This is a genomic window from Arthrobacter sp. zg-Y750 (genome assembly GCF_020907365.1).
In the GTDB taxonomy this organism is placed as follows: Bacteria; Actinomycetota; Actinomycetes; order Actinomycetales; family Micrococcaceae; genus Arthrobacter_B.
Genome location: NZ_JAJJOC010000013.1, coordinates 421,052 through 444,638, shown reverse-complemented (window position 1 = coordinate 444,638; position 23,587 = coordinate 421,052). Strand labels below are relative to the sequence as shown.

20 protein-coding genes are annotated in these 23,587 nt (G+C 66.2%); 8 read left to right on the top strand and 12 right to left on the bottom strand.

Features of this window, described 5'->3' with window-relative positions:
- Nucleotides 1-121: 121 nt before the first annotated feature.
- Together LOC57_RS09985 and LOC57_RS09980 are read right to left on the bottom strand one after the other, a co-directional pair.
- Nucleotides 122-2,251: a 3-hydroxyacyl-CoA dehydrogenase NAD-binding domain-containing protein gene (locus LOC57_RS09985; protein WP_229959465.1), complete on the bottom strand. Its 2,130-nt coding sequence runs from the start codon at nucleotides 2,249-2,251 to the stop codon at nucleotides 122-124.
- Nucleotides 2,251-3,492, bottom strand: a complete 1,242-nt coding sequence (locus LOC57_RS09980) for a thiolase family protein (RefSeq protein ID WP_227910953.1) — start codon at nucleotides 3,490-3,492, stop codon at nucleotides 2,251-2,253. The genes LOC57_RS09985 and LOC57_RS09980 overlap by 1 nt, the downstream gene beginning before the upstream one ends.
- Nucleotides 3,493-3,678: 186 nt before the next feature.
- Between LOC57_RS09980 and LOC57_RS09975 the strand changes: the two genes are divergently transcribed.
- The gene (locus LOC57_RS09975; protein WP_227910954.1) at nucleotides 3,679-4,614 is read left to right on the top strand and encodes an alpha/beta hydrolase fold domain-containing protein; all 936 of its coding nucleotides are present in this window, start codon (nucleotides 3,679-3,681) and stop codon (nucleotides 4,612-4,614) included.
- Between the two features lie 30 nt (nucleotides 4,615-4,644).
- Here the strand turns inward: LOC57_RS09975 and LOC57_RS09970 are convergent, their stop codons facing one another.
- A complete protein-coding gene (locus tag LOC57_RS09970; protein ID WP_229959463.1) occupies nucleotides 4,645-5,004 on the bottom strand; it encodes a hypothetical protein in 360 nt (119 codons plus the stop codon).
- Nucleotides 5,005-5,170: 166 nt separating this feature from the next.
- On the opposite strand from LOC57_RS09970, the gene LOC57_RS09965 reads away from it, so the two are divergent.
- Together LOC57_RS09965 and uvrA are read left to right on the top strand one after the other, a co-directional pair.
- Entirely contained in the window at nucleotides 5,171-6,547 is a 1,377-nt protein-coding gene (locus LOC57_RS09965) for an MFS transporter (RefSeq protein ID WP_229959461.1), read from the top strand.
- 214 nt (nucleotides 6,548-6,761) lie between these two features.
- On the top strand, nucleotides 6,762-9,287 hold the full coding sequence (uvrA, locus tag LOC57_RS09960) for an excinuclease ABC subunit UvrA (RefSeq protein WP_229959459.1): 2,526 nt from the start codon (nucleotides 6,762-6,764) through the stop codon (nucleotides 9,285-9,287).
- Between the two features lie 16 nt (nucleotides 9,288-9,303).
- On the opposite strand, the gene LOC57_RS09955 is transcribed toward uvrA, so the two are convergent.
- The 3 genes from LOC57_RS09955 to LOC57_RS09945 form a co-directional block, all read right to left on the bottom strand.
- Nucleotides 9,304-11,328 (bottom strand): glycosyltransferase, encoded by a 2,025-nt coding sequence (locus LOC57_RS09955; protein ID WP_229959457.1) that lies wholly within the window; start codon nucleotides 11,326-11,328, stop codon nucleotides 9,304-9,306.
- 200 nt (nucleotides 11,329-11,528) lie between these two features.
- Nucleotides 11,529-13,268: a 3-ketosteroid-delta-1-dehydrogenase gene (locus tag LOC57_RS09950; protein WP_229959455.1), complete on the bottom strand. Its 1,740-nt coding sequence runs from the start codon at nucleotides 13,266-13,268 to the stop codon at nucleotides 11,529-11,531.
- 167 nt (nucleotides 13,269-13,435) lie between these two features.
- Nucleotides 13,436-13,903 carry a PGPGW domain-containing protein gene (locus tag LOC57_RS09945; protein ID WP_227910963.1) on the bottom strand — a complete coding sequence of 156 codons (468 nt, stop codon included), beginning with the start codon at nucleotides 13,901-13,903 and terminating at the stop codon, nucleotides 13,436-13,438.
- Between the two features lie 429 nt (nucleotides 13,904-14,332).
- On the opposite strand from LOC57_RS09945, the gene LOC57_RS09940 reads away from it, so the two are divergent.
- On the top strand, nucleotides 14,333-14,878 hold the full coding sequence (locus tag LOC57_RS09940) for a GNAT family N-acetyltransferase (RefSeq protein WP_229959447.1): 546 nt from the start codon (nucleotides 14,333-14,335) through the stop codon (nucleotides 14,876-14,878).
- A 57-nt stretch (nucleotides 14,879-14,935) separates the two neighbouring features.
- On the opposite strand, the gene LOC57_RS09935 is transcribed toward LOC57_RS09940, so the two are convergent.
- Nucleotides 14,936-16,762 (bottom strand): immune inhibitor A domain-containing protein, encoded by a 1,827-nt coding sequence (locus tag LOC57_RS09935; protein ID WP_229959445.1) that lies wholly within the window; start codon nucleotides 16,760-16,762, stop codon nucleotides 14,936-14,938.
- 273 nt (nucleotides 16,763-17,035) lie between these two features.
- Here LOC57_RS09935 and LOC57_RS09930 point away from each other — a divergent pair, with 273 nt between their 5' ends.
- The 3 genes from LOC57_RS09930 (at nucleotide 17,036) to LOC57_RS09920 (ending at nucleotide 19,712) form a co-directional block, all read left to right on the top strand.
- On the top strand, nucleotides 17,036-18,757 hold the full coding sequence (locus LOC57_RS09930) for a bifunctional metallophosphatase/5'-nucleotidase (RefSeq protein ID WP_229959443.1): 1,722 nt from the start codon (nucleotides 17,036-17,038) through the stop codon (nucleotides 18,755-18,757).
- The gene (locus LOC57_RS09925; protein WP_227910970.1) at nucleotides 18,750-19,331 is read left to right on the top strand and encodes a hypothetical protein; all 582 of its coding nucleotides are present in this window, start codon (nucleotides 18,750-18,752) and stop codon (nucleotides 19,329-19,331) included. The genes LOC57_RS09930 and LOC57_RS09925 overlap by 8 nt, the downstream gene beginning before the upstream one ends.
- Before the next feature lie 102 nt (nucleotides 19,332-19,433).
- Complete coding sequence (locus LOC57_RS09920) at nucleotides 19,434-19,712, top strand: GlsB/YeaQ/YmgE family stress response membrane protein (RefSeq protein WP_442860125.1); 279 nt, start codon at nucleotides 19,434-19,436, stop codon at nucleotides 19,710-19,712.
- A 91-nt stretch (nucleotides 19,713-19,803) separates the two neighbouring features.
- Here the strand turns inward: LOC57_RS09920 and LOC57_RS09915 are convergent, their stop codons facing one another.
- The gene (locus LOC57_RS09915; protein ID WP_229959441.1) at nucleotides 19,804-20,043 is read right to left on the bottom strand and encodes a hypothetical protein; all 240 of its coding nucleotides are present in this window, start codon (nucleotides 20,041-20,043) and stop codon (nucleotides 19,804-19,806) included.
- 157 nt (nucleotides 20,044-20,200) lie between these two features.
- Here LOC57_RS09915 and LOC57_RS09910 point away from each other — a divergent pair, with 157 nt between their 5' ends.
- The gene (locus LOC57_RS09910; protein WP_229959439.1) at nucleotides 20,201-20,542 is read left to right on the top strand and encodes a mycothiol transferase; all 342 of its coding nucleotides are present in this window, start codon (nucleotides 20,201-20,203) and stop codon (nucleotides 20,540-20,542) included.
- On the opposite strand, the gene LOC57_RS09905 is transcribed toward LOC57_RS09910, so the two are convergent.
- The 4 genes from LOC57_RS09905 to LOC57_RS09890 all read right to left on the bottom strand — a co-directional run bounded on the left by LOC57_RS09905 (nucleotide 20,539) and on the right by LOC57_RS09890 (nucleotide 23,561).
- Complete coding sequence (locus LOC57_RS09905) at nucleotides 20,539-21,060, bottom strand: GNAT family N-acetyltransferase (RefSeq protein WP_227910976.1); 522 nt, start codon at nucleotides 21,058-21,060, stop codon at nucleotides 20,539-20,541. The genes LOC57_RS09910 and LOC57_RS09905 overlap by 4 nt on opposite strands.
- A gap of 56 nt (nucleotides 21,061-21,116) precedes the next feature.
- The gene (locus LOC57_RS09900) at nucleotides 21,117-21,542 is read right to left on the bottom strand and encodes an SRPBCC domain-containing protein (RefSeq protein WP_227910978.1); all 426 of its coding nucleotides are present in this window, start codon (nucleotides 21,540-21,542) and stop codon (nucleotides 21,117-21,119) included.
- Nucleotides 21,543-21,629: 87 nt separating this feature from the next.
- Nucleotides 21,630-21,890 carry a hypothetical protein gene (locus LOC57_RS09895; RefSeq protein ID WP_227910979.1) on the bottom strand — a complete coding sequence of 87 codons (261 nt, stop codon included), beginning with the start codon at nucleotides 21,888-21,890 and terminating at the stop codon, nucleotides 21,630-21,632.
- Nucleotides 21,891-22,223: 333 nt separating this feature from the next.
- On the bottom strand, nucleotides 22,224-23,561 hold the full coding sequence (locus tag LOC57_RS09890; protein ID WP_227910981.1) for an HRDC domain-containing protein: 1,338 nt from the start codon (nucleotides 23,559-23,561) through the stop codon (nucleotides 22,224-22,226).
- Nucleotides 23,562-23,587 lie beyond the last annotated feature (26 nt).

The following is a 23,587-nucleotide window of genomic DNA, read 5'->3' as shown; positions in this document are numbered from 1 at the left end:
GCGAGCTCTGCGAGCAGGGATTATCGTTGCCGCCGTTCCGGTCCGCCCGGCGCGGACGGTAGGCGCGGACGGTAGGCGCGGACGGTAGGCGCGGACGGTAGGCGCGGGCGCCCGTTAGGGGCTAAGCAGCCACAGCCGTCTCGTGGAACTTCTTGCCATTAACCCGCTCGGACGCACCGACGCGGTCCAGGTACGGAGTAATTCCGCCCAGGTGCATCGGCCAGCCGGCACCGAGGATGACGCAGAGGTCGATGTCCTCGGGTCCTGCCACAACGCCGTCTTCGAGCATGAGCCCGATTTCCTCGGCCAGGGCGTCCTGCGTGCGGCGCAGGACTTCCTCGGAGGTGGAGGGGGTGTTGCCGAAGTCCAGCATCGCCAGGGTTTCCTCCGGGATGTACTGGTTGCCGTTCTCGTCCTTCTGCCAAATGGACTTGATGCCGGCGTCGATGATTTTCTGCTGGTTCTTGGAGACCCAGAAACGCTCGCCGAAGGCAGCGTGCAGGGATTCCTGCACGTGCTGGCCCACCGGCAGGCCCACCAGGGCGAGCAGGGTGAACGGAGACATCGGCAGGCCCATGGAGCGCAGGGCGTTGTCTGCCGTGGCGGCGTCGGTGCCCTCGTCGTAGACCTTGGTGATCTCGCCGAACATGCGGCCCAGGATGCGGTTGACCACAAACGCGGCCGCGTCCTTGACCAGCACTGCGGTCTTCTTGAGCTGCTTGGCCAGCACAAAGGCGGTGGCCAGGACGGCGTCGTCGGTCTTGGGTGCGCGGACAATTTCCAGCAGCGGCATCACGGCCACCGGGTTGAAGAAGTGGAAGCCCACCACGCGCTCCGGGTGCTTGAGGTCCGCGGCCATTTCGGTGACGGAGAGCGAGGAGGTGTTGGTGGCCAGGATGCACTCGGGGGAGACCACGGCCTCCACCTCGGCGAAGACCTGCTTCTTGACCGAGAGCTCTTCGAAGACGGCTTCGATGACGAAGTCGGCGTCGGAGAAGGCTTCCTTGGAGACCGAGCCGGTAACCAGGGCCTTGGTGCGGTTGGCGGCGTCGGGGGAGATGCGCTTCTTGGCCAGGAGCTTGTCCACCTCGGCGTGCACGTAGCCCACGCCCTTGTCCACCCGTGCCTGGTCGATGTCCGTCATGACCACGGGGACCTTGAGTTGGCGGGCGAAGAGCAATGCCAGCTGGCTGGCCATCAGGCCGGCGCCTACCACGCCCACCTTGGTGACCGGGCGGGCGAGCTTCTTGTCCGGGGCGCCGGCGGGGCGCTTGCCGCGCTTCTGCACCAGGTCCAGGAAGGCGTACACGGTGGAGCTGAACTGGGGGGACTGCATCAGTTCGGCCAGGGCGTCGCACTCGGCTTCGCGGGATTCCTCACGGGTCCAGGTCTTGCCCTTTTCGAGCAGGTCCAGCACCTTTGCCGGGGCCGGTGCGGCGTTGGAGGTCTTGGCCTCCACGAAGGCACGGCCCTTGGCGACGGCGGCGTCCCACGCTTCGGCGGCGTCGGCAGGCTCGACGGCGTTGGGCCGCTCCACCTTTTCTTCGCCGCTGATTACGCGGGAGGCCCAGGCCAGGGACTGCTCGAGGAAGTCCGCCGGCTCGAACAGTGCGTCGGCGATGCCGAGCTTGTAGGCGGCCGGACCGGCGAGGGTGCGGTTGTTGCTCAGCGGGTTCTCGATCATCACCTTGACAGCGTTCTCGGGGCCGATGAGGCGCGGCAGCAGGTAGACGCCGCCCCAGCCCGGGACCAAGCCGATGAAGGCTTCGGGCAGGGCCAGTGCACCGGCGCCGGTGGACACCGTGCGGTAGTCGGACTGCAGGGCAATTTCCAGGCCGCCGCCCAGGGCCACACCGTTGATGAACGCGAAGCTGGGAACGCCCAGGGTGCCCAGCTTGCCGTAGACGTCGTGGCCCAGGCGGGCCATGGCGTAGCCGGCTTCGATGTCGGAAATGGACTTCACAGCGGACAGGTCGGCGCCGGCCACCAGGTAGAAGGGCTTGCCGGTGACGCCCACACCCACAATTTCGCCGGCGTCGGCGCGGACCTTGAGTTCGTCCAGCTTTTCGCCGAGCTCCAGCAGGGTGTTCGGGCCCAGCGTGGTGGGACGGGAGTGGTCGACGTCGTTGTCCAGGGTGATCAGCGCGAAGGTGCCGGCATTGCCGGGGAGCGCGATGTCCGAGACGTAGGAGTGGGTAACAACCTCGGTGGGGAAGAGGCCCGCGAGGCGCTGGTAATCGGGAGCAGACATTACTTCGTGGCCTCCGTGGAATCGGTGTTGTAGTCGGGGTGGTTCGGGTTTTCCCAAATCACCGTGGCGCCCATGCCCAGGCCGATGCACATGGTGGTCATGCCGTAGCGGACGCTGGGGTCTTCCTCGAACTGGCGGGCCAGCTGGTTCATCAGGCGCACGCCTGACGAGGCCAGCGGGTGCCCGACGGCGATGGCACCGCCGTAGCGGTTGACGCGGGGATCGTCGTCGGCAATGCCGAAGTGGTCCAGGAAGGACAGGACCTGGATGGCGAAGGCTTCGTTGATTTCGAACAGGCCGATGTCCTCAATGGACAGGCCGGTCTGCTTCAGCACCTTTTCGGTGGAAGGCACCGGGCCGTAGCCCATGACCTCCGGTTCGACGCCGGCGAAGGCGTAGCCGACCAGGCGCATCTTCACTCCCAGGCCGAGTTCCTCGGCGGCTTCGGCGGAGGCGAGCAGCGCGGTGGTGGCGCCGTCGTTCAGGCCGGCGGCGTTGCCCGCAGTGACCCGGCCGTGGGCGCGGAACGGGGTGCGCAGCTGGGCGAGGTCCTCAACCGTGGTGCCGGGGCGCGGCGGCTCGTCCACGGTGTTCAGGGTCCATCCGGTGCCGGGCTTCTTGGTGGCAACGGGCACCAGGTCAGGCTGGATCTCGTTGTTGGCGTAGGCCTTGGCGAGCTTCTCCTGGCTGGCGGCGGCGTACGCGTCGGTGCGCTCCTTGGTGATGTGCGGGAACCTATCGTGCAGGTTCTCGGCGGTGTTGCCCATGTTCAGGGCTGCCGGGTCCACCAGGCGTTCGGTCATGAAGCGGGGGTTGGGATCGGCGTCCTTGCCCATCGGGTGGTTGCCCATGTGCTCCACGCCGCCGGCGATGACGACGTCGTAGGCGCCGAAGCCGATGCCCGAGGCGGTGGTGGTCACGGCCGTCATGGCGCCGGCGCACATGCGGTCGATGGCGAATCCGGGGACCGTGCGGGGCAGGCCGGCCAGCAGGGCGGCGGTGCGGCCGATGGTCATGCCCTGGTCACCGGACTGGGTGGTGGCAGCGATGGCTACTTCGTCAACGCGTTCCGGAGGGAGGGAAGGGTTGCGGCGCATCAGCTCGCGGATGCACTTGACCACCAGGTCATCGGCCCGCATGCCGGCGTAGATACCCTTTTCGCCGGCTTTGCCGAACGGGGTCCGCACTCCGTCAACGAAAACTACGTCCCTGATCTGCCGTGATCGGCTTTGTGGGCTCACGTACTTACTCCTCTTTGAGATATAAAACGGAACAACGTCCGACTCGATGTTACTCATGAGTAACATAGGCCGCAAGGGACCCCCGCATTGTCGGTGGTGCGGGGCGCACCTGCCCCGGCAACAGACCCTATCGACATACCGCCGTCCAAGGAACCGTTGTACGGACGGTGCTGATACTTTGTCCGGATGGAATCCGTGGCCGACGCCGAACTGGCAGCATGGCTGGCGGTAGTCCGCTCAGGCGGCAGTTCGGAGCCCTCGCCGGAACAGATCAGGCAACTGCGGGTGCCGCGCCGCCGCCCGGCAGGTCCGGCGGTGCAGGAAGTGCGGGATCTGATGATCCCCGGAACCGTACCGCTGGCCGCCCGGTTGTACCGTCCTCACGGTTCAGCACTGCCGCTGACGGTTTTTGTGCACGGCGGAGGATTCGTCTTCGGAGGGCTGGAGTCCCATGACCGGCTGTGCCGGCGGCTTTCGCTACTGGCCGGCACCGCCGTCCTGGCAGTGGATTACCGGCTGGCGCCGGAGCATCCCGCTCCCGCGGGGGTGGACGACGTCGTCCGGGCCCTGCGCTGGGCGGCGGACCGTCCGCCGGCGCTGGGGCCGCTGCTGCCCGGTGCCGGACTGGCCGGTGACAGCGCCGGCGGGCTTATTGCGTTCCTCGCAGCCCGCAGCCTGGCCGGTACCGCGGCCGAACCCCGCCTGCTGCTGCTGGCCTACCCGAATGCAGACCTGACCCTGAGCCTACCCGGAGGCCGGACAAAGGGTGAAGGGTGGGGTCTTTCGGTGCGGGACCTGGCGTTCTACATCAAGCAGTGGGTGCCGGCAGCGGAACGGCTGGCGGAGTTCAGCCCAGTGCATCTTCTCCGTGCGGATCTGGCCAGGGGGCAGCACCTGCCGGTGCGGACGCTGCTGGCCACCGCAGAACACGATCCACTGCGGGATGAGGGACAGTTGCTGGCACGCGAACTGGCCCGGGGCGGAACCGCCGTTGACTATGTTCCGCACTCCGGGCATCTGCACGGCTTCCTGACGCTGGATGCAGTGTCGCCGGCAGCCCGTACCGCAGGTGATGCCCTGCTGCTGCGGTACGGTGCGGCACTGGTTGCGGTCAGCGGCTGAAGTTCCCGGCGGAAGGATGGGCGAGCGGTCCTAGGGGAGGGTTTTTACCTGTGCGTTCTCCTGGCGCACAATCCGCCGGCGCCACAGATGCACAAGGATCACGAGAACGATGGGTGGTCCAACCACTATGCCGAATCCGACGAAAGTGCCGATCACGTATCCAAAGCCTTCCCCGGCGGATTCGACGTCGGCGTCGCTCACTTGTTCCGGCAGCGTCACCATCGCGGCAAGCAGCAAAATGCTGCCCAGCACGTAGCCGATGACCAGGAGGATCATGCTGGCGACGCGCTTGCCGGTTTCCCGCACGGGGGCGGGAGCGGAGAAGGGCTGGTAGCCCGGATACTGCTGGCCGGGATACAGCGGGTCCGGCTGCTGCTCGTTGGTGCTCATGTTTCCCCCAATAAACCCGGCGTATGGCATCGCGCGGGATTCCGGGCGAGGGTAATAAGCCGGCTGGTAAATAGGGAATCGACGGCGAAAGGAGTATCGTTCTGGCCGCACCTTTAAGTGGTTAGTTAGGCTAAGGAAGACATTGACACAACAACTAAATCCCCCCATGCGGACAAAGAGAGGACCCTTCCGTTTTCTTGCTGCTCCGCCGCCCGCCCCGCGCCTCGATGATGAGGCAGTAAAGGCAAAATACCCGCGGCTCCGCCTGCAGGTGTTTATGGGCATCTTCATCGGCTATGCCGGTTATTACCTCGTCCGGAACAATGTGCCGCTGGTAGCCACCATTCTGCGTGACGAGCATGGCTTCAGCGCCTTCGGCCTCGGCGTAGTCACCAACGGTGTGCTCGTGGCCTACGGCCTCAGCAAGTTCTTCAGCGCCATTGTGAGCGACCGCAGCAGTGCACGGCTGTTCCTCCCCATTGGTCTGGCGCTTTCCGCCCTGGCCAACCTGTTTATCGGCTTTGTGCCGGCAGTGGGCACTTCCGTTGCCTTCTTGGCCGTCGTAATGATCTTCAACGGATTCTTCCAGGGAATGGGGTGGCCTCCCAGTGGGCGGACCCTCGTGCACTGGTTCTCCACTTCGGAGCGCGGCTCCAAGACCGCGTTCTGGAATATCGCCCATAACGTAGGCGGTGCCGGATCCGGCGCCCTGGCCGGGGCAGCCCTGGCCTGGTTCGGCGGCTGGCAGTCGGCATTCTGGTTCCCGGGCATTGTCGGCATGGTTATTGCCATTATTGCTTTCTTCCTGCTCCGGGATACACCGGAATCCGAAGGGCTTCCTCCCATTGAGGAATACCGCAATGATCCCGCTCCGGTTGAAGAGGATGCAGCGGATGAAACCGCCAGCACCTGGGAAACCGTCCGCCGCTATGTCCTGACGAACGCCACCATGGTCAAGCTGGCCCTGGCCAATGTGTTTGTGTACACCCTGCGCTATGGCGTCCTCGTGTGGGCACCGGTGTACCTGGCGGACGTGCGCGGGGCGAGCCTGGGCGAAGGCATTGCCGGATTCTCCCTGTTCGAACTCGCCGGTATTCCGGGCACCCTGCTGTGCGGTTACATCAGTGACAAGGTGTTCCGCGGCCGCCGTTCGCCGGCGGGCATCACCTTCCTGATCGGCGTGTTCCTGGCCGTAATGGTCTACTGGCTTTCGCCGGTGGAATGGCCGCTGTGGATTTCCTACGGCGCACTGGTCGTCATCGGCGGCCTGATCTACGGACCGGTCATGCTGATCGGCCTGCAGGCCCTGGACCTCAGCCCCCGCCGGGTAGCGGGCACGGCAGCCGGATTCACCGGCCTCTTCGGCTATGTCCTGGGTGCCACGCTGGCCTCCACCGGCATCGGCCTCTCCGTGGACCACTTCGGCTGGGACGTCACCTTCATGCTGATCCTGGTGTGTGTGCTGCTTGCCATCGCGTTCATGTACTCCGTGGGTCGCGACGAGGACGCCATGCGCGCCCGGCGGGCCAAGGAACTGCAGTAGCGGCAGGAAGAGACGCAAACTAGCTGACACTGGCCGTGCCGCCCCTCGGGGTGGCACGGCCAGTGCCGTTTCGGGCAGCAAGCTGGTGGGACACCACCGATCCTGCAGCTCTGACCCCGCCCGACAGCTGCGAGGGCGCCCGGCACTAACGCTCTTGGCGGAAAGCATGCTTAGTATTTCGTTCAGCAACCGGTGCCTCGCTAACCTGATATTGATGAGTACCGCTAAAACTTCCCCGAAGAATGCCCCCACATCCAGCACCGCCGGTATGGTCCGTGTGCGCGGCGCGCAGGAAAACAACCTGCGCAACGTCGACGTCGACATTCCCCGCGACGCGATTGTCGCCTTCACCGGCGTCTCCGGTTCGGGCAAATCCTCCCTGGCATTCGGCACGATCTACGCCGAGGCGCAGAAGCGCTACTTCGAATCAGTGGCTCCGTATGCCCGCCGGCTGCTGTCCCAGGGGCACACCCCCAAGGTGGAGGAAATCACCGGGCTCCCGCCCGCCGTCGCCCTCCAGCAGCGCCGCGGCGCCCCCAGTTCCCGCTCCACCGTGGGCACCCTGACCACGCTGTCGAACTCCATGCGCATGCTCTTCTCCCGAGGCGGAACCTATCCGGCAAACGCCGAGCCGGGCAGCCTGGACTCTGATGCCTTCTCGCCCAACACGGCCGCGGGCGCCTGCCGGGAGTGCTCCGGGCTGGGCATCGCCCATACCGTCACCGAGGGTTCGCTGGTGCCGGACCCGTCGCTGACCATCCGGGAAGGCGCCATTGCTGCCTGGCCGGGGGCCTGGCAGGGCAAGAACCTGCGGGACATCCTCATTCAGCTGGGCTACGACGTCGACGTGCCCTGGCAGAAAATGTCCAAGAAGGACCGCGACTGGATCCTGTTCACAGAGGAACAGCCCGTCGTGATGATCACCCCGCAGCGTGACCGGGTGGCCAAACCGTACAAGGGCCGCTTCTGGAGCGCGAAGAGCTACGTTATGCACACGCTGGCTGATTCGGGCAGCGCACAGATGCGTGAACGTGTTCTCGCCTACATGGTTTCGGGCCCCTGCCCGGTCTGCGGCGGCGCCGGCCTGCGCCCGGAGGCCCTGGCCGTCACCTTCGCCGGCCGCAACATTGCCCAGCTGAACGGTGCCACTCTGGCCGAGCTTGCCGAGATCATCCGGCCGACGGCGGAACTGAAGTCCGCCGGCACTGCCTCCCGCGCAGCGGCCTCCAATGAAGACACCGAAGTGGCGGTGACCATCACCCGCGACCTGCTTGGCCGGCTGGAGGTGCTGATCGGCCTTGGCCTGGGCTACCTCAGCCTCTCGCGCGCCACCCCCACCCTCTCGCCGGGGGAGATGCAGCGCCTGCGCATCGCCACCCAGCTGCGCTCCGGCCTGTTCGGGGTGATCTACGTGCTGGACGAGCCTTCGGCCGGCCTGCACCCGGCCGACGCCGAGCCGCTGCTGACCGTGCTGCAGGAGCTGAAGGATGCCGGCAACTCGGTGTTCGTTGTTGAGCACAACATGGACGTGGTCCGCAGTGCGGAGTGGATTGTCGACGTCGGCCCGCAGGCCGGCGACGGCGGCGGCACCGTGCTCTACAGCGGCCCGGTTGACGGACTGGCGGAGGTAGAGGAAAGCGCCACGCGTCCGTTCCTGTTCGGCGAAGCGCAGACCGCACCGCCGTCCCGCCGCACGCCCGATGAGTGGCTGACGCTGAAAGGCATCACCCGGCACAACCTGCATGGCCTGGACGCGGACATCCCGCTGGGCGTACTCACCGCAGTCACCGGCGTTTCCGGTTCCGGCAAGTCCACCCTGGTCAGCCAGGTGCTGGCCGAAACAGTGGGCCGCCAGGTCAACGGAGCGGCTCCGGAGGCCGACGACACGGAAGACACCGAGGACGACGATCCCGGCGTGCAGGTGCGGTCCATCGCAGGGTTGGAACACCTGGACCGGCTGGTCCGGGTGGACCAGCGGCCCATCGGCCGTACTCCGCGCTCCAACCTGGCCACCTATACAGGCCTGTTCGACGCCGTGCGGAAGCTCTACGCCTCAACCGACGAAGCCCGCTCGCGCGGCTACACCGCCGGCCGGTTCTCCTTCAACGTGGCCGGAGGCCGATGCGAGACCTGCCAGGGTGAAGGCTTCCTCGCCGTCGAACTGCTGTTCCTGCCCGGCACCTACGGACCGTGCCCCGTCTGCCACGGCGCCCGTTACAACGAGGAAACCCTTGAGGTTACGTACCGGGGCATGTCCATTGCGGACGTGCTGGATATGCGGGTGGAGTCCGCTGCGGAGTTCCTCTCCGACGTGCCGGCTGCCTCCCGCAGCCTGCAGACCCTGCTCGATGTCGGGCTCGGTTACCTGCGCCTGGGCCAGCCCGCCACCGAGCTCTCGGGTGGCGAAGCGCAGCGGATCAAGCTCGCCACCGAACTCCAGCGTGCCCGCCGCGGGCACACGCTCTACTTGCTGGATGAGCCCACCACCGGCCTGCACCCGCAGGACGTCCAACTGCTGCTGCGCCAGCTGAACCGCCTCGTCGACGCGGGCAACACCGTGGTGGTGGTGGAACACTCGATGAACGTGGTGGCTTCCGCTGACTGGGTGATCGACATGGGTCCTTCGGGCGGCGAAGAGGGCGGCCGGATCATGTGCGCCGGCACCGCCGCCGACGTCGCCGGTTGTGAGGCAAGCCGGACGGCGCCTTATCTGGCGGCGGCGCTCCAAACGCTGGGCTAGCGGGCCGCGGTACGCCTCAGTCCCCGCGGGTGCTGGCCGTGAAGGTCCGCTCCCATGACTCCAACGAAGTGACGTCCGGCAACGCTGCACGGTAGGCCGAACGCAACCGTGCCCATTCGCGGTACAGCTGGAGCTTGAGGGCCGTCGTTTCGGCGAGCATCCTGCGGACCTGGCGTGGATCACGCCGGTAGCGGGCGGCCCCCGTGCCCTCGGCGTTGGTGACGACGGCTCCGTCCAGCTGGGACAGGACCCACCACTTGCTGTCGTCGTGGCTGACTGCTGCTTCCCGGGCAGGTTGGGTCCGGGACGGCTGCACGGTCTGCTTGGCCACCGCCTTCAGGGTCCACGGTCCCCACCGGGGAGGATAGCTGCCGCGCATCTTCCGTACCGGTTTGGGCAGCTTCAGTCCTGTCCGCTTGAAGGGAAGGGTGCCGGGCTTTGCGTTGATGAGGGCATCGGGATAGCCGTGCCGCAGCGCCAGCAGCTTGGGAAGCATTGTCGGCAGGGACTCGTGCAGCCCGGCCGGACCGTTCAGAACGTCCCGCAGGGCCATGAGGCGCAAGGCTGCCGGGTAATACTGCATGGAGAAGAGGTGGCGGAAGTCGGTATCAAGGCTTTCGCGCAGGATCCGCCCGCCCCGTGGGTAGGGCGAGTGCAGGAGCGCCGCAATGAGCCGGTTGCGTTCGTGGAAGTATGCCTGCCAGTCGACGGCGTCGTCCTTGTCCGCCCAGGGGACGTGCCATACCGCAGCGCCCGGCAAAGACACGGTGGGGAAGCCGAGGTCGCGGGCCCGCAGCGAATACTCGGCGTCGTCCCACTTGATGAAAACAGGCAGGGGCAACCCGGCGGCACGGATGACTTCCGATGGGATCAGGCACATCCACCAGCCGTTGTAGTCGGCGTCCCACCGGCGGTGCAGCGCACTGGAGGAACGCAAACCGGAGACCGCGAAGTCGTGCGCCGCCAGGCCCTTTTCCGGGCCCCAGAAGAACCGGTACGGATTCACCATTTCCGCGAAGGCGTTAAGGACGGACTTGTTGTACATATCAAACATATGCCCGCCGATAATGGCCGGGCTGCGGCATAGATCCGCGAAGGCCACGGCACGAAGCACTCCTTCCGGTTCAAGCACGATGTCGTCGTCCAGGAGCAGCGCGTAGGCCGACTCGGGTGAGCGTACGGTCTCGCTCATAATCCTGGCGAAACCGCCGGAGCCGCCCAGATTGTCTTGGTTCACAACACGAAGCTGCTGACCGAGCGAAGCAGCCACTGCTTCATAGCCTGCCTCGTCCTGGACCTTGCGGCTGCCTTGGTCCACCACCACCAGCTCATGGAGGATCGGCCTGATGCCCGGATCACCGGCGATGGCGGACATGGTTGCCAAGCAGTAGTCAGGGCGGTTGAAGGTCGTGATGCCGAGTGTCGCCTTCCGTGCAGGGGCTGCGTTCTCGGTGCACCAGTCCGCCGATGCCAGGGTCATGCCGCCGGACCCGGACAGCAGGTCGAACCAATACCACCCACCGTCACCAAAGGCGGCAAGCGGAAGCCTGAAAATGGCTTCACCGTTGCCTGAGACCTTACGGACTGCCACCCGTTGGGCAGAGCCCAGGGCAGTGGACCGGTAGACCATCACGGAGCCGGACCCAGTGGTCCGGACCCGCAGGAGCACGGTTTCAACCGCTGTCCACCGCCTCCAGTAACCGCCCGGGAAGCCGTTGAAGTAGGAGCCGAAGGAGACCCGCAACCCGGGCCGGACGCGGGCCGAGGAGCGGCTGAGGATGTCGTCTGGACGGAACCCGCCGCCCGCCTGCTCGGAGTTTCCTGCTGCAACGGCCGGCGCGCCGGGGCCCGTATCCCGGTCGATGTACAAAGGCAGGGTCTCGAGCTCGTTGTCCAGAGGCAGGACAACCCGCTGCAGGACCCGAAGCGGCACGCCGTTGCCGGCCGGCGCATGCTCGTCCTGGGGTGCGGGTCCGTTCCGGGGTGCCTGCCCGTTCTGCGGTACCTGCCCGCCAAGCTCGTCGAGCGTGCCCTTGCTCATTGATCGCTCCGCCCGTTCGGCCCAAAGCGGAGACCTGCCGCTTTTCCGCTTGCTTTCAGGCTGGTGACATTAGACCGGGGGCATGCTGTCGACAAGAGAAATCGCCGGAAGCGGGCCGGCCGTGCACCGCCGTCGGCGCCGTCCGGCTGGGACGCAAGCCGGACGGCGCCTTATCTGGCGGCGGCGCGGGAAATGACTGGTTAGTGTCCGGCGGGCCGCTCCGCCGAGCCGGCAGCGGCAGCCGGGGAGCCCTTGCCGGCGGCGTCCCGTGCCGCAATGTAGCCGTACACCAGGCCTTGGCCGATGGTGGCGCCTGCCCCGGGGTAGCTCTTGCCGAAGACGTTCGCTGCCGTGTTGCCGATGGCGTACAGCCCCTCCAACACGGTGCCGTCCTCGCGCAGGACCCGCCCGCGGGCATCCGCGGTCAGGCCGCCGCAGGTACCCAGATCCGAGAGCACCATCTTGACGGCGTAAAAGGTCTTGCCGCTCAGGGGGCGCAGGTTCGGGTTGGGCCGGATGGTCGGGTCGCCGTAGTAGCGGTCGTAGGCGCTGGAGCCGCGGTGGAAGTCCTCGTCCACGCCGGCTGCGGCGACTTCATTGAAGCGGGCCGCCGTGGCCGTGAACGTGTCTTCGGGCACCCCGATGCTCCGGGCGAGCTCGGCCAGGCTGCCGGCCTTCGCGGCGATGCCCGCCTCGTACCATGCTGCGGGCAGCGGCGAGCGGGGGTACAGGGCGCCGGCCAGCAGATAGCTGTTGCGGTATTCCTGGTCGAAGATCATCCACATGGTGCCCACCGGGTCGCCCTGCTTCTCCCGCTCCAGCACATGCTGGCCGAAGGACATGTAGTTCTCCGCCTCGTTCACGAACCGCTTGCCGGCGTCGTCGACAATAAACGAGCCCGGCAGGGAACGCTCGGCCAGCATCACCGACGGTGCGGCCCCGGGCAGCGGCGCGACGGCGGGGAACCACCAGGCCTGGTCCAGGAGTGCGGTGCCGGCGCCGGCGTCCACACCGGCCTTGATGGCGTCACCGGTATTGCCTTCGGCGCCGAAGCTCCACCCTTCAAGGGCTGGGGACTGGTGCTTGTGCCGCAGGGCCATGTCGTGGTCAAAGCCGCCAGCGGCGAGCACCACGCCCTGGCGTGCCGTCACCGTCACCTCCGTGCCGTCCTGCTCCAGGACGGCACCGGTGACCCGGCCGCCGTCGGAAATCAGCCGGACCAGGGATGTTTCCGTCCAGACCGGGATGCCCGCCTTCAGCACTCCGGCAAACAGCCCGGCAGCGAGGGCCTGCCCGCCGGCGACATAGTCCCGTTTCAGTGCCAGTCCGCCGATTCCCTGCACCGCTCGCCTCACTGCCGTCGGGAAGCCCTTGGCCGGGACCTTGGCGAGCAGGTTCAGCCAGCGGTAGTCCTTGCCCGTGATGGGCATGGGCAGGGGTGCCTCCATGGTGCCGCCGCGGAGCCGGGCGCGTTCGGTCCCCAGCCGGTTGGCGTCGAAGGGAATACATTCACAGCTGCGGCCGATGGCGGAGCCGCCCGGCTGCTCGGGCTGGTAGTCGGAGTACTCCTTGTCCCACATAAAGCGCATGGGGGTGGTCCGGCGCAGCATGTCCACGGTGTCCGTGCCGTTGTCGAGGAAAGACTGCCAGCGTTCCCGCGGGGAGGTGTCGCCGACGACGGCGTCCACATAGGCGGCCGCGCGGGCGGGGGAATCGGGGGCACCGGCTTCGCGCAGGATCGGGTTGTCCGGAATCCAGAACGCACCGCCGGACCGTGCCGTCGAGCCGCCCACGTAGGCGGTCTTCTCTGCGATCAGGACGGAGGACCCCAGTTCGGCGGCAGCCAGTGCAGCGGCCATGCCGGTGCCGGAGCCGATCACCAGCAGGTCCACCGTGGTGTCCTGTGCCGTTGCGGTGCGGACGGGTGCGGATTTGGGCATTGCAGTCTCCTTTGACGGGCAAGCGTTATCCGGCACCGGGGGAGTGGTTCCCCATCCGTTGCCGGATAACGCTTTGTGCTGAGCGGTTTCTGCACCCTAGCGCGGAACGTGGGCCGGTGCCATTTCCGTCCCTGCGTGCCGGGCATATCCAGTGAACGCGCAGCCGGTCAGTGTATGTCCTTCGGCCCCGGCTTGTCCGGCCCATGGAACCGCACATAGCTGTACCCGATCAGGGCCAGTCCCAGGCAGCCGGAAACAATCATGGTGACGCCGGTGGCCCATCCGCCGGGCAGCCACCAGGTATCCTGCAGCGGCCACCACTTCGGTGCCTGCCGCCAGATACCCCACAGCACCCCGGCTGCCGTCACGGCCAAGGCGCCGCAGACGGTTCCGGCGATCCGCGGCCAGGTCTGCACCCCCTGAGCGGCAGCACGAAAGGCACGCACCCGGACGGGGTTCAGCCAGCGGTGGGCCCAGGCGTAGCGCAGGGACAACACCGCAAGACCGGCAACTATCATCAGCAAGCCGGGCCCGGGGAGCACCAGGGCCGCCAGGCCCAGGACAACCAGCGTCCAGCCCGCCACCTCAATGCCCGTACGGCGCAGCCATGCCGGTATCCGTTCAGTGCGCGTCATGGACCCAGCCTTTCACATCGCCCGCCCGGGCAGGAGTGCCCGAGGGTCACGTCACGGATTCCCCTGCAGTCCGCGGCGGCTGACATAATCCTTGCCGGAAACCGGAGGGAAACCGGAGGGAAAGCGGTGAGTGCCAAGTGAAGTTCCAGATGGAGGCCATCGGGCAGGTGTCGTCCAGCCGCAGCGAGGTGCGGGATGACCAGTGGGACCAGGAGCGGGCCGTGATTACGCTGGATCCCGCACTGTTCACCGAGGAGGCATTGTGGGGACTGGCGGAGTTCAGCCACGCCGGCCGAACCGGATCGGCACCACCATTGTGCAGATCCGGTCGGTGGGCGGCCTGTCCCTGGGGGCCCGTGGCCCAGCCAGCCTGGGCCACAGAGCTGATGCGTGGCTATTGGTAATCCAGGGGCAGTGGATACTGGTGCCGTGAACACCATCCTCCGTGCCGCCCCCATCAGCGCACCCCGCCTGCAGTTGGAGCCCCTGAGCGTTATCCATGCGGCGGAGATGGTCCCGGTGCTGGCCGGTACCTACCTCTACCGGTACATCGGCGGGGAGGCGCCCACCCGTGGGGAACTGACCGGCCGGTATGCCGCACAATCCGTCGGTGTCTCACCGGACGGGCGCGAGGCATGGCTGAACTGGATCATCCGGGAGGAAGGCGCGGCCGTCGGATTCGTGCAGGCCACCGTGGCTGTGGGCGGGCCGTGCCCGACGGCGTACCTGGCGTGGGTAGTGGGCGAACCGTTCCAGGGCCGCGGCATCGCCACTGAAGCCGCCCGGGCAGTGCTGGATTGGCTGCAGCGGTGCTCCGGCGTCCCGGTTGCCGCGTTCATCCATCCGCAGAACCAGGCCTCCGCCGCCGTCGCCTGCAAACTGGGATTGATCGCCAGCGGGGAGCTGGACGAGGACGGCGAGGAGCGTTGGGACCTGCCCGGGCACCGCACAGGGAAAAGCGCCGCCGCCCAATAAAAAACGGCAGGTGCCGGAGAAACAGTCTCCGGCACCTGCCGTCGGTGGTGGGCGGTGCTAGTTGACCTTGACGGTCATCATGCCCTTGGGGTTGCTTTGGACCACGGTGATCTTGGTTCCGGTTCCGGCAACCACCACGCTGCCCTGCGGATTGGCGGGGTCGTAGTAGGCATTGGGATTGCTGTCATCGAAGACGGCAACACCGGGCCGGGACGGAACCTGCAGGGTGGTCATGCCGGCCGCCGTCTCGCGGTGCAGCAGGATCGGATCCGTTGCTTCCTTGCCGAACGTGGCGTCAAAGCTCTGAATGCGGTTCCGTGCCACCGTGCCGTCTGTCCAGCGCAGGGCCGTGGCGCGGGCGTCCACCGGCAGGACCAGTCCGGCACCGGGGTGCTGGCTGGTGTTGTTGTTGCGCTGTCCGGCGTTCCAGTAGGTGACCAGCAGCCCGTTCTGGTACGGGAAGTGTTCCACCTTATCCGGTGAGCTCAGTGCCCAGCCGAAGTTGTACGGGCCGGTCTGCAGGGTGGAGTCGTATCCGGCGTACTGGCGGTTTTCGGCAATGTAGTAGCGGCCGTTACCCTGGGCATCCCGAGGCAGGGTGACCACCAGCGCCTGCTGTTTCTTGGTGGCGTGGTACGACGCGCCCAGCATGTGCGTGGACTTTTGCCCCGCGGTGGCAACATCGTAGTCCAGCCAGCCCAGCTGCAGCTTTTCCCAGGCACCCATGTGGTTGGGGGTGGTGCCGATGGAATCCGTGCCGCGGCCCAGCCAGGAACCGGAACTCATCAGCGTCCAGAAACCGGTGCCGTTGTCGCCGCCGGCAGTGTCGTAGAGGTCGGGCAGGCCCAGATCGTGGCCGTACTCGTGTGCGAACACACCGAGTCCGCCGTTTTCGGGTTCGGTGGTGTAGTCGCGGATCCAGACCTTGGAATCACCGATCCGGATGCCGCCGAAGGGGTTGGTCGCCGGGCCGTCAATGCCGTAGCCTGCCTGGCCTACGGACCAGCGGTGTGACCAGATGGCCGACGTCGCTGCTCCGGCCTCCTCGCCCTCGCCTGCGTGGATGGCCTGGAAGTGGTCGATGTAGCCGTCCGGCTCATCAAAGTTGCCGTTGTTGTTGTAGTCGTACCGGTCCCACTGGTCGAAACCGGCCAGGTAGGCATCAACGTCGGCAGGAGATTTTCCGGCGGCGATCTGGGATTCGTACCAGGCGTCGGCAGCGTCCTGCACGAACCGGGTCATGTCCTCCTGGCTCTCGGTCTCGCCGTAGCTGGCCGAGTTGTACGGCACCGTAACCCAGTCGCTGACGTCGCCGTCAACGGTGTAACGGCCGCTGGACATCTCCTCGTACAGCGTCTTTAAGGACTCGCCCGCCGGATCGAAGAACATGTTCTGGTAGTGCTCACGGCTGAAATCCGGCAGCCAATAAGTCGAGTTGTCCACACTGCGGTTCGGCTGCGGAATCCCGTTGTGCTGCGGGCCCGGCGCGGAGGCGGGGAAGCGGGGGTCCACCTGGCTGCCAAAGTCAATGAGGAAAGACAGGATCTGGTCGCTGTCCTCCAGCCCGTACTCCGCCCACTGGCCCGGCGCCACCTGGACCGACTGTGATCCGCCCTGCTGCCGGACGGGCGCTTCGCCGCGGACCACTTTTTCAATGGCCTGCTGGTTGAGCGCACGCCGCTCGTCCGCCGCCGGATCCGAGCGGTCATCTGCCCTGGCGGCGGTGCCGTCAGCGCCCGGAGCTCCGAAAGCGCCGCTGCTTTCCGGAGCTGCGGGCAGGACGGACGGAGCTGCAACTGCGGCCGCTGTTCCCGGCGCAAGCAGAAGGGCGCCGCTGGCAATCAGCACCGCAGCCTTCTGCGCAAAACTTTTTTCGATTGTCAAAGGATCCCCTTAGAAAATGCATGGTGCGTAAATGAGGTGAAAACAAATTACGGGCTCCTGAGGGCGGGGGAACCCGTAAAACGCCCTCTTATGCGAAGTGACCCGTAAATGGTGCGTTTTTATCTCCGGACACTTCCGAAATAGACCGAACTCCTGTAAGGGTGCTTAGGGGGAACCTGCACGCACTATGAGGAGTTCTAAATGCTTTCATCCGCCGGTCGCCGGAATGCGGCCGCTGCAGTCACTGCAGCACTGGCAGTTACACTCGGTTCAATGACCCCGGCAGCAGCAGCGCCGCCGGACCATGCGGGGAAGGACCAGTTGGCAAGAGTGACCGTCCTGGGCACCTCGGATCTGCACGGCAACATTGAAAACTGGGACTATTTCCAGGATGCCGAGTACGACGACGCCGCCCACAACGATGTGGGACTGGCCAAGATTTCCACCCTGGTGGACTCCGTACGCGCTGACCGGGGCCGGGAATCCACCCTGCTGATTGATGCGGGCGACACGATCCAGGGCACCTCGCTGGCGGACTACTTCGCCAACACGGCCCCGATCACGGAGACAGGCGAGATCCACCCCATGGCTGCGGCCATGAACGCCATGGATTACGACGCCGCGGCGCTGGGCAACCACGAATTCAACTACGGTCTTTCCATGCTGCGCGGGTTTGAAAGCCAGCTGGCGTTTCCGCTGCTCGGCGCCAATGCGGTAGACCCGGCCACCGGCGCCCCGGCGTTCACCCCCTACATCATCAAAACGGTCAAGACCAAAGGAAACAAACCCGTGAAGGTGGGCATCCTGGGGCTCACAAACCCAGGGGTGGCAATTTGGGACAAGAACAATGTTGAGGGACAGCTCGAATTTCCCGGCATCGTTGAACAGGCCCAAAAATATGTGCCGGAAATGAAGGCACGCGGTGCTGACGTGGTAGTGGTCAGCTCGCACTCCGGAACGTCCGGTCTTTCCTCCTACGGGGACGACCTGCCGCTGGAAAACGCCTCAACCGAGCTTGCGGAAACGGTGCCGGACATTGATGCGGTGCTGGTAGGGCACGCGCACCAGGAAATCCCGGAACGCTTCGTCACCAACAAGGCCACTGGCGAGCAGGTGCTGCTCACAGAACCGCTGAACTGGGGAATGCGCCTGTCCGTTATGGACTTCGAACTGACCAAGGTGCGGGGCAAGTGGGACGTGACTTCGGCGTCGTCGTCCCTGCTGAACGCCAATACAGCGGAAGCGGATCCCGAGGTCTCCAAACTGGTGGCGGAGCAGCACCGGCGCGTCATCGACTACGTGAACACGCCCATCGGCACCGCCACGCAGTCGATGCCTGCAGCCGAATCGCGGTACCGCGACACGGCGGTGATGGACTTCGTGAACTCGGTCCAGGCGCAGGCCGTGGACCGGGCGCTCGACGGCGGGCCGAACGCGGACCTGCCGGTGCTGTCCGTGGCGGCACCCTTCAGCCGCACGGCAGAGATTCCCGCAGGGCCGGTCACCATCCGTGACATCGCCGGGCTCTACGTCTTCCCGAACACCCTCTTTGCCGTCGAAATGACCGGCAGCCAAGTCAAGGACTACCTGGAGTACTCCGCCAAGTACTTTGTGCAGACACCTGCCGGCGCGGCGGTGGACCCCGCCACCCTGACCAATGCCAACGGGACCCCGGACTATAACTACGACGTCATGACCGGGGTCAATTACGACATCGATATCTCCCGTCCGGTGGGGGAGCGGATCGTGAACCTGAGCTTCAACGGGTCCCCGGTGGACCCTGCGAAGCGGTTCGCCGTGGCGACCAACAACTACCGCCAGTCCGGTGGAGGCAACTTCCCCTCCATCAGCACGGCTCCGGTGCTTGTGAACCAGCAGACGGAAATCCGCCAGCTGCTCATTGACTATGTGGTGGCCCAGGGTGCTGTGGATCCTGACGTCTTTGCGCAGGACAACTGGCGGCTGGTGCGGGACGGTGTTCCTGTATTTGAGTAGGGCTAAAGGGTCCGTTGCGGGGGCCGGAAGCGCAGAGCCGCAGTACCGCATAGACCCGCTGACCCTCCGCGAGGTCCCGGCGGACCGGGCGGCGGCCGAGGCGTGGCTGGCCGGCCCGGAAGCGGCGTCCGGGCCGGCGGCTGCCCGGATCGCATGGCTGCGAATCCTGGGCAGGCTTCCGGAGGCCGAGGCGGAGGCCCGCGCGTCATTTGCCGCAGCTGCTGCGGGTGACACGCGTCGGGACCTGCCGCTGGCCGCCGTCCTGCCCGGGATCCGGCTGGCACAGGTGCTGCAGTGGCAGGGAGACCTAGTGCAGGCGCTCCGCCTGCTCGCCCGCGTCGGGGAAGCACTGTCCCGGTCAGCAGAGTCCGCTGCGGTCCTGTCCGCAGCCGCTTTCCTGCACCAGCACCGGGGAAAGGTGCTGCTGGACGCGGGCCACCCCGGGTGGGCCCTGCGGGAGTTCCGGCAGGCTGAGCGTCTCCGCGACAAACCGGAGCTGCCGGCGGATCAGCTGGAGTCCACGCGGCAGGCGGTTTCTGCGGCCCTGCGCACGCTCGATAAACAGCAGGCTTAGTAATTCCGGTGGGTCTGTGTCTAGCATTGATGAGGCAGAACAGGTGCGGAATATCCGCAGACCAGGGGGGAGGTTCTGCCTAATGCACTGCTAGGAAGGATCATGGTCATGATCGGATTCATCATTGCAGGCCTCATTATCGGTGCCTTGGCTCGACTCATTAAGCCGGGCCGGCAGAACCTCGGAATCATCGCCACCCTGCTGCTTGGCCTCGTAGGTTCGGTGATCGGCGGCGTGATTGCCAATCTGCTTGGCACCGGAGACATTTTCGAGCTCAATATCCTGGGCTTCATCGTTGCCGTCATCGCGGCTGTACTGCTGATCGGCGTCGCCGAGGGCATCGCCGGCCGCAGCAAGGGCCAAGGGCAGGTCCGCCGCTAGCACCGGCTGCTGCGGCAATACCGCACAAAAAACCGTCCCGTCTCCTGCGCCATTCGGCGCGGAAGACGGGACGGTTTCTGTATGCGGAGTATTAAACGGCTGTCTGCAGGATTTTTTCTTCCTGGGAAGCGGGCGCCGGTGCGGCAGTGCGACCTGCACTGCGGTCCTCAATCTCCGCACTCAGGGAGAGGTAGAAGGCGAACAGTCCCTCTACGAGGGGGCCGTCTTCAAGCTGGCTGAATGCCTGATCCGCCAGGGATTCCAAGGCTGCGTCAGTCATCGTGGAGAATTCCGGGAAAAGGTCAACATGGGTGATGGGATTATGGGTCACAAAGTTTCCTAACTCAAAGGAACCATTGGCCCGCGTCTAAACCAAGGTTTCTAGCGTAACCCGTTTGACGCCCCTGTGTAAATGCGGCACGGACAACCGGGCTCCCCGCCGGATTCCGGCGGCGCGCCTGCCGGGACGGGGAAAACCGCGGGCTAGATTGGACCGATGCAAGCAGATCAGCGGGTGGAACCGCCCGAAACTGCCGGAGAATTCGAAACCCTGGCCGGCTTCCCCCACCCGATGGTCCGAGGAGGATCCCGACGGCGAGTTCCGGGTCAGTCCCCAGGACAGCCTGGCGGGGATTATCGCCGACTACGAAGCTGCCTGCGAGCAGTCGCGAGAGGTCATGCGCCGGCACGGGCTTGAGGATCGCTGCCGGGGCGGCGGCGGCAAGCAGAATGTGCGTTGGGTGCTGGTGCACATGATCGAGGAGACCGGACGGCACTGTGGACACCTGGACATCCTGCGCGAGCTGCTTGACGGCTCCACCGGTGATTAGCGGGTGCGCGTCCAGTAGCGCATGTCCACCATGGTGTCCCGCTGGCGCTGCCGTTCCCGCCGGACGGCCCGGAACCCGGCGCGCTGTGCCACCGCTTCGCTGACGGTATTTCCGGCGATGGTGCGCAGCGCTACCTTGGAGGACCCGTTGGCAAGTGCCCACTCACTCAATCCGCGGGTGGCTGCCGTTGCTGCGCCGCGCCCCCGGCCTGCAGGCAGCAGCGCGTACATCAGTTCAGGGGTGCCGTCCGCGGAACAGGAAATGCCTGCGGTGCCCAGGACATCACTGCCATCGTGCACCGAATAACGGGCAATCAGGCTTTCCCCACGGGCTTCGGCAACACGTGTCATGCGCATTCTGGCTCGGTCATCGCTGAGGTTCGGCGGGAACAGCGTCCAGCGGATCACATCGTCGTCCATGGACAGCTCCTGTTCCAGGCGCCAGTCCGAAGGGGTGAGTATCCGAAGGATGAACCTGCCCGCCTGCAGGGAATCCGGGGTGGGCGCTAGAAGAGGCATCCGCCATTATTGCGCGTGCCGGGGACGGCACCCAACCCCTCACGGGTGCGGACTGCTCAGGCTACCGGAAATGATTCAAGCATTGCCTTTAGGCCGGCGTAGATCCCCGGTGTGTCATGGTCCACGGACACAGCGGAGGCACCGTAGAGCCCCGTGATCCGGACGGTCAGTTCACAGCCGGCCCCAGCCTGCTCGAGCGTGTATTCGAGTACTCCCGGCGCCTCGGCCGCCACTCGTTCGTTCCATTGCGGGTTGAAGGTCAGGGCCAGCCGCACCGGCGGTTCCGCCGTCAGGACGGTCCCGGAAAACAGGGCTTCGCCGTCGTGATTCATAACGTATGTGCTGCCTTCAGCCAGGGACCCGTTCAGGACCGAACCCCGCATCCAGTGCCGGGGGATACCGGTGGCCGTCAGCTCATCCCAGACGCGGGCGGGGGAGCAGGCGATGCGGGTCCGGTAAATCGTGGCTGAGGTATCGGTCATGGTGGGCCCCCTTGCTTCGTGGCGCGGATCCGCAGCCGTGTCTGCGGCGACGATAAACCATCCGGCCCCGCACCGCTATCCCCTTGGCTACGCCTGTGGACGGGACGCGGGAGCGGCGGCGGTACCGCGCAGGACGGCGTCGGTGTGGTCCAGGTGCGCACCTGATGCCGCGACCTCCACTTCCAGGCCATCTGCGGCGTAGTCGCCCACCAGCACATAGGGGCCAAAACGGAGCGATTCGATCAGTGTCGGGGGACGGCGGGAGACAGCCGTGGCATTGGACAGCTGCAGTAAACCACCTTCACCGGTGCCCTGACCGGCCGCCGCTGCCTGACCGGTAATACTCATACGGCCTGAATACGGGATAACGACGGCGCGTTTCCACCGGGACGAGTATCCGGGACGGCTGTCCGCAACTACCCGGAGCCAGCAGTTAAACTCTCCGCGCTCTAGGAAACGGCGCGTGCGGCGCCTTGAGCCAAGAATCCACGATACCCAGGTCGGTAAAAACACCAGTGCTGCAAGCCACCAGGGCATTTCCCGGAGTACAAAGGCGGAAAGAGACCATATGAACGCAGCGTAAAGAACCGCGGCGAGGACCAGGGCGAGCGTTCCGTTTCGACTGGGCACCCGCCGAGTCCAGCGCAGGGACGCGGCCCTGTCAATGCGTGAATGCCGGTACTACCGGCGCCGGGTCCGGGACGATCCCTGCTGCTCCTCCGCCGAGGCAGGTTCCTTCTCCTCAAGCGGGTCCGGATCCAGGAAGGCCACGGTGAGCACCGCGGCAGTTTCGCTGATCTGCCATTCCCGGGCGCCCAGTTCGCGCAGCGCGGCGCTGACGGTCTCCAGGTTGATTTCGGCCGGTGGCCGCCAGGCCAGCCGGCGCAGGTGGTCCGGAGTCAGAAGGTTCTCCAGTGGCAGGTTGAGCTTCTCCGCCAGTGCGGTCAGGCGTGGTTTGGCGGTCTGCAGCCGGGCGGCCGCCGCGGGATCGTTCTTGGCCCAGACGCGCGGGGGCGGCGGTGCATGCGTGGGGATGTGCAGTGGGGGCAGATCCTCGGTGGAACGCGCAGCGGAAATGCAGCGCAGCCAGCGCGGCGCTTCCTTCTGCGCGGCCCGGCCGTGGAAGCCGGGGGTCTTGAGCAGCTGCGGCACGGTGGTGGGCATGGCCCGGGCGGCGGCAACAATGGCGGAATCCGGGATCAGGCGGCCCGGTGCGGTATCCCGCAGCTCGGCCAGGTGCTCGCGTTCGGTCCACAGTTCGCGGACAGCCGCCAGCTGGCGTCGGTCGCGCAGCTGGTGCATGCCGGATGTGCGGCGCCACGGATCAACACGCGGCGGTGCCGGCGGTGCCGTGCGGATGGCTTCGAACTCTTCCTCAGCCAGTTCGAGCTTCCCGGCTTCCTCCAGCACCCGGATGAGTTCGATGCGCAGTTCGGCGAGGACTTCGACGTCGAGCGCCGCGTAGCGCAGCCACGGTTCGGGCAGCGGACGCGTGGACCAGTCCGCTGCAGAGTGCTCCTTGGCCAGCGAGAAACCAAGCAGGTTTTCGATGACGGCGGCAAGGCCCACCCGCGGCAGGCCGGCCAGGCGCGCAGCGAGTTCGGTGTCGAAAAGCCGATCCGGCCACATGCCCAGGGCGGAGAGGCAGGGCAGGTCCTGGGTGGCGGCGTGCAGGATCCACTCGACGCCGCGCAGGGCGTCGTTGATGATGCGCAGGTCGCCGAAGGCTTCGGGATCAATCAGCCAGGTGCCCGCACCTTCACGGCGGATCTGGACCAGCATGGCCCGCTGGCCGTAGCGGAAACCAGATGCTCGTTCGGCGTCGACGCCGGCAGGCCCGGTACCGGCGGCCAGTGCCGCGGCAGCCCGTTCCAGGCCGCGCTGGGAGTCGATGACCAGGGGCACCCCGTCCCTCGGTGTTTCCAGGACCGGAACCGGCTGCGGCTCCGGCGGTTCACCCGTTTCGACAGGTGCGGTGCTGGACGGGTTTTCGGTGCTGCCGGGTATGTGCGCGGTCATAAGGATTCCATTCTACCGAGGAAGGC

Bases quoted from the DNA above. Each gene is read 5' to 3' on its own strand.
- LOC57_RS09985 (WP_229959465.1), bottom strand. From the start codon at position 2,251: ATGTCTGCTCCCGATTACCAGCGCCTCGCGGGCCTCTTCCCCACCGAG.
- LOC57_RS09975 (WP_227910954.1), top strand. From the start codon at position 3,679: ATGGAATCCGTGGCCGACGCCGAACTGGCAGCATGGCTGGCGGTAGTC.
- LOC57_RS09970 (WP_229959463.1), bottom strand. From the start codon at position 5,004: ATGAGCACCAACGAGCAGCAGCCGGACCCGCTGTATCCCGGCCAGCAG.
- LOC57_RS09965 (WP_229959461.1), top strand. From the start codon at position 5,171: ATGCGGACAAAGAGAGGACCCTTCCGTTTTCTTGCTGCTCCGCCGCCC.
- uvrA (WP_229959459.1), top strand. From the start codon at position 6,762: ATGAGTACCGCTAAAACTTCCCCGAAGAATGCCCCCACATCCAGCACC.
- LOC57_RS09955 (WP_229959457.1), bottom strand. From the start codon at position 11,328: ATGAGCAAGGGCACGCTCGACGAGCTTGGCGGGCAGGTACCGCAGAAC.
- LOC57_RS09950 (WP_229959455.1), bottom strand. From the start codon at position 13,268: ATGCCCAAATCCGCACCCGTCCGCACCGCAACGGCACAGGACACCACG.
- LOC57_RS09945 (WP_227910963.1), bottom strand. From the start codon at position 13,903: ATGACGCGCACTGAACGGATACCGGCATGGCTGCGCCGTACGGGCATT.
- LOC57_RS09930 (WP_229959443.1), top strand. From the start codon at position 17,036: ATGACCCCGGCAGCAGCAGCGCCGCCGGACCATGCGGGGAAGGACCAG.
- LOC57_RS09920 (WP_442860125.1), top strand. From the start codon at position 19,434: ATGGTCATGATCGGATTCATCATTGCAGGCCTCATTATCGGTGCCTTG.
- LOC57_RS09905 (WP_227910976.1), bottom strand. From the start codon at position 21,060: ATGCCTCTTCTAGCGCCCACCCCGGATTCCCTGCAGGCGGGCAGGTTC.
- LOC57_RS09900 (WP_227910978.1), bottom strand. From the start codon at position 21,542: ATGACCGATACCTCAGCCACGATTTACCGGACCCGCATCGCCTGCTCC.
- LOC57_RS09895 (WP_227910979.1), bottom strand. From the start codon at position 21,890: ATGAGTATTACCGGTCAGGCAGCGGCGGCCGGTCAGGGCACCGGTGAA.
- LOC57_RS09890 (WP_227910981.1), bottom strand. From the start codon at position 23,561: ATGACCGCGCACATACCCGGCAGCACCGAAAACCCGTCCAGCACCGCA.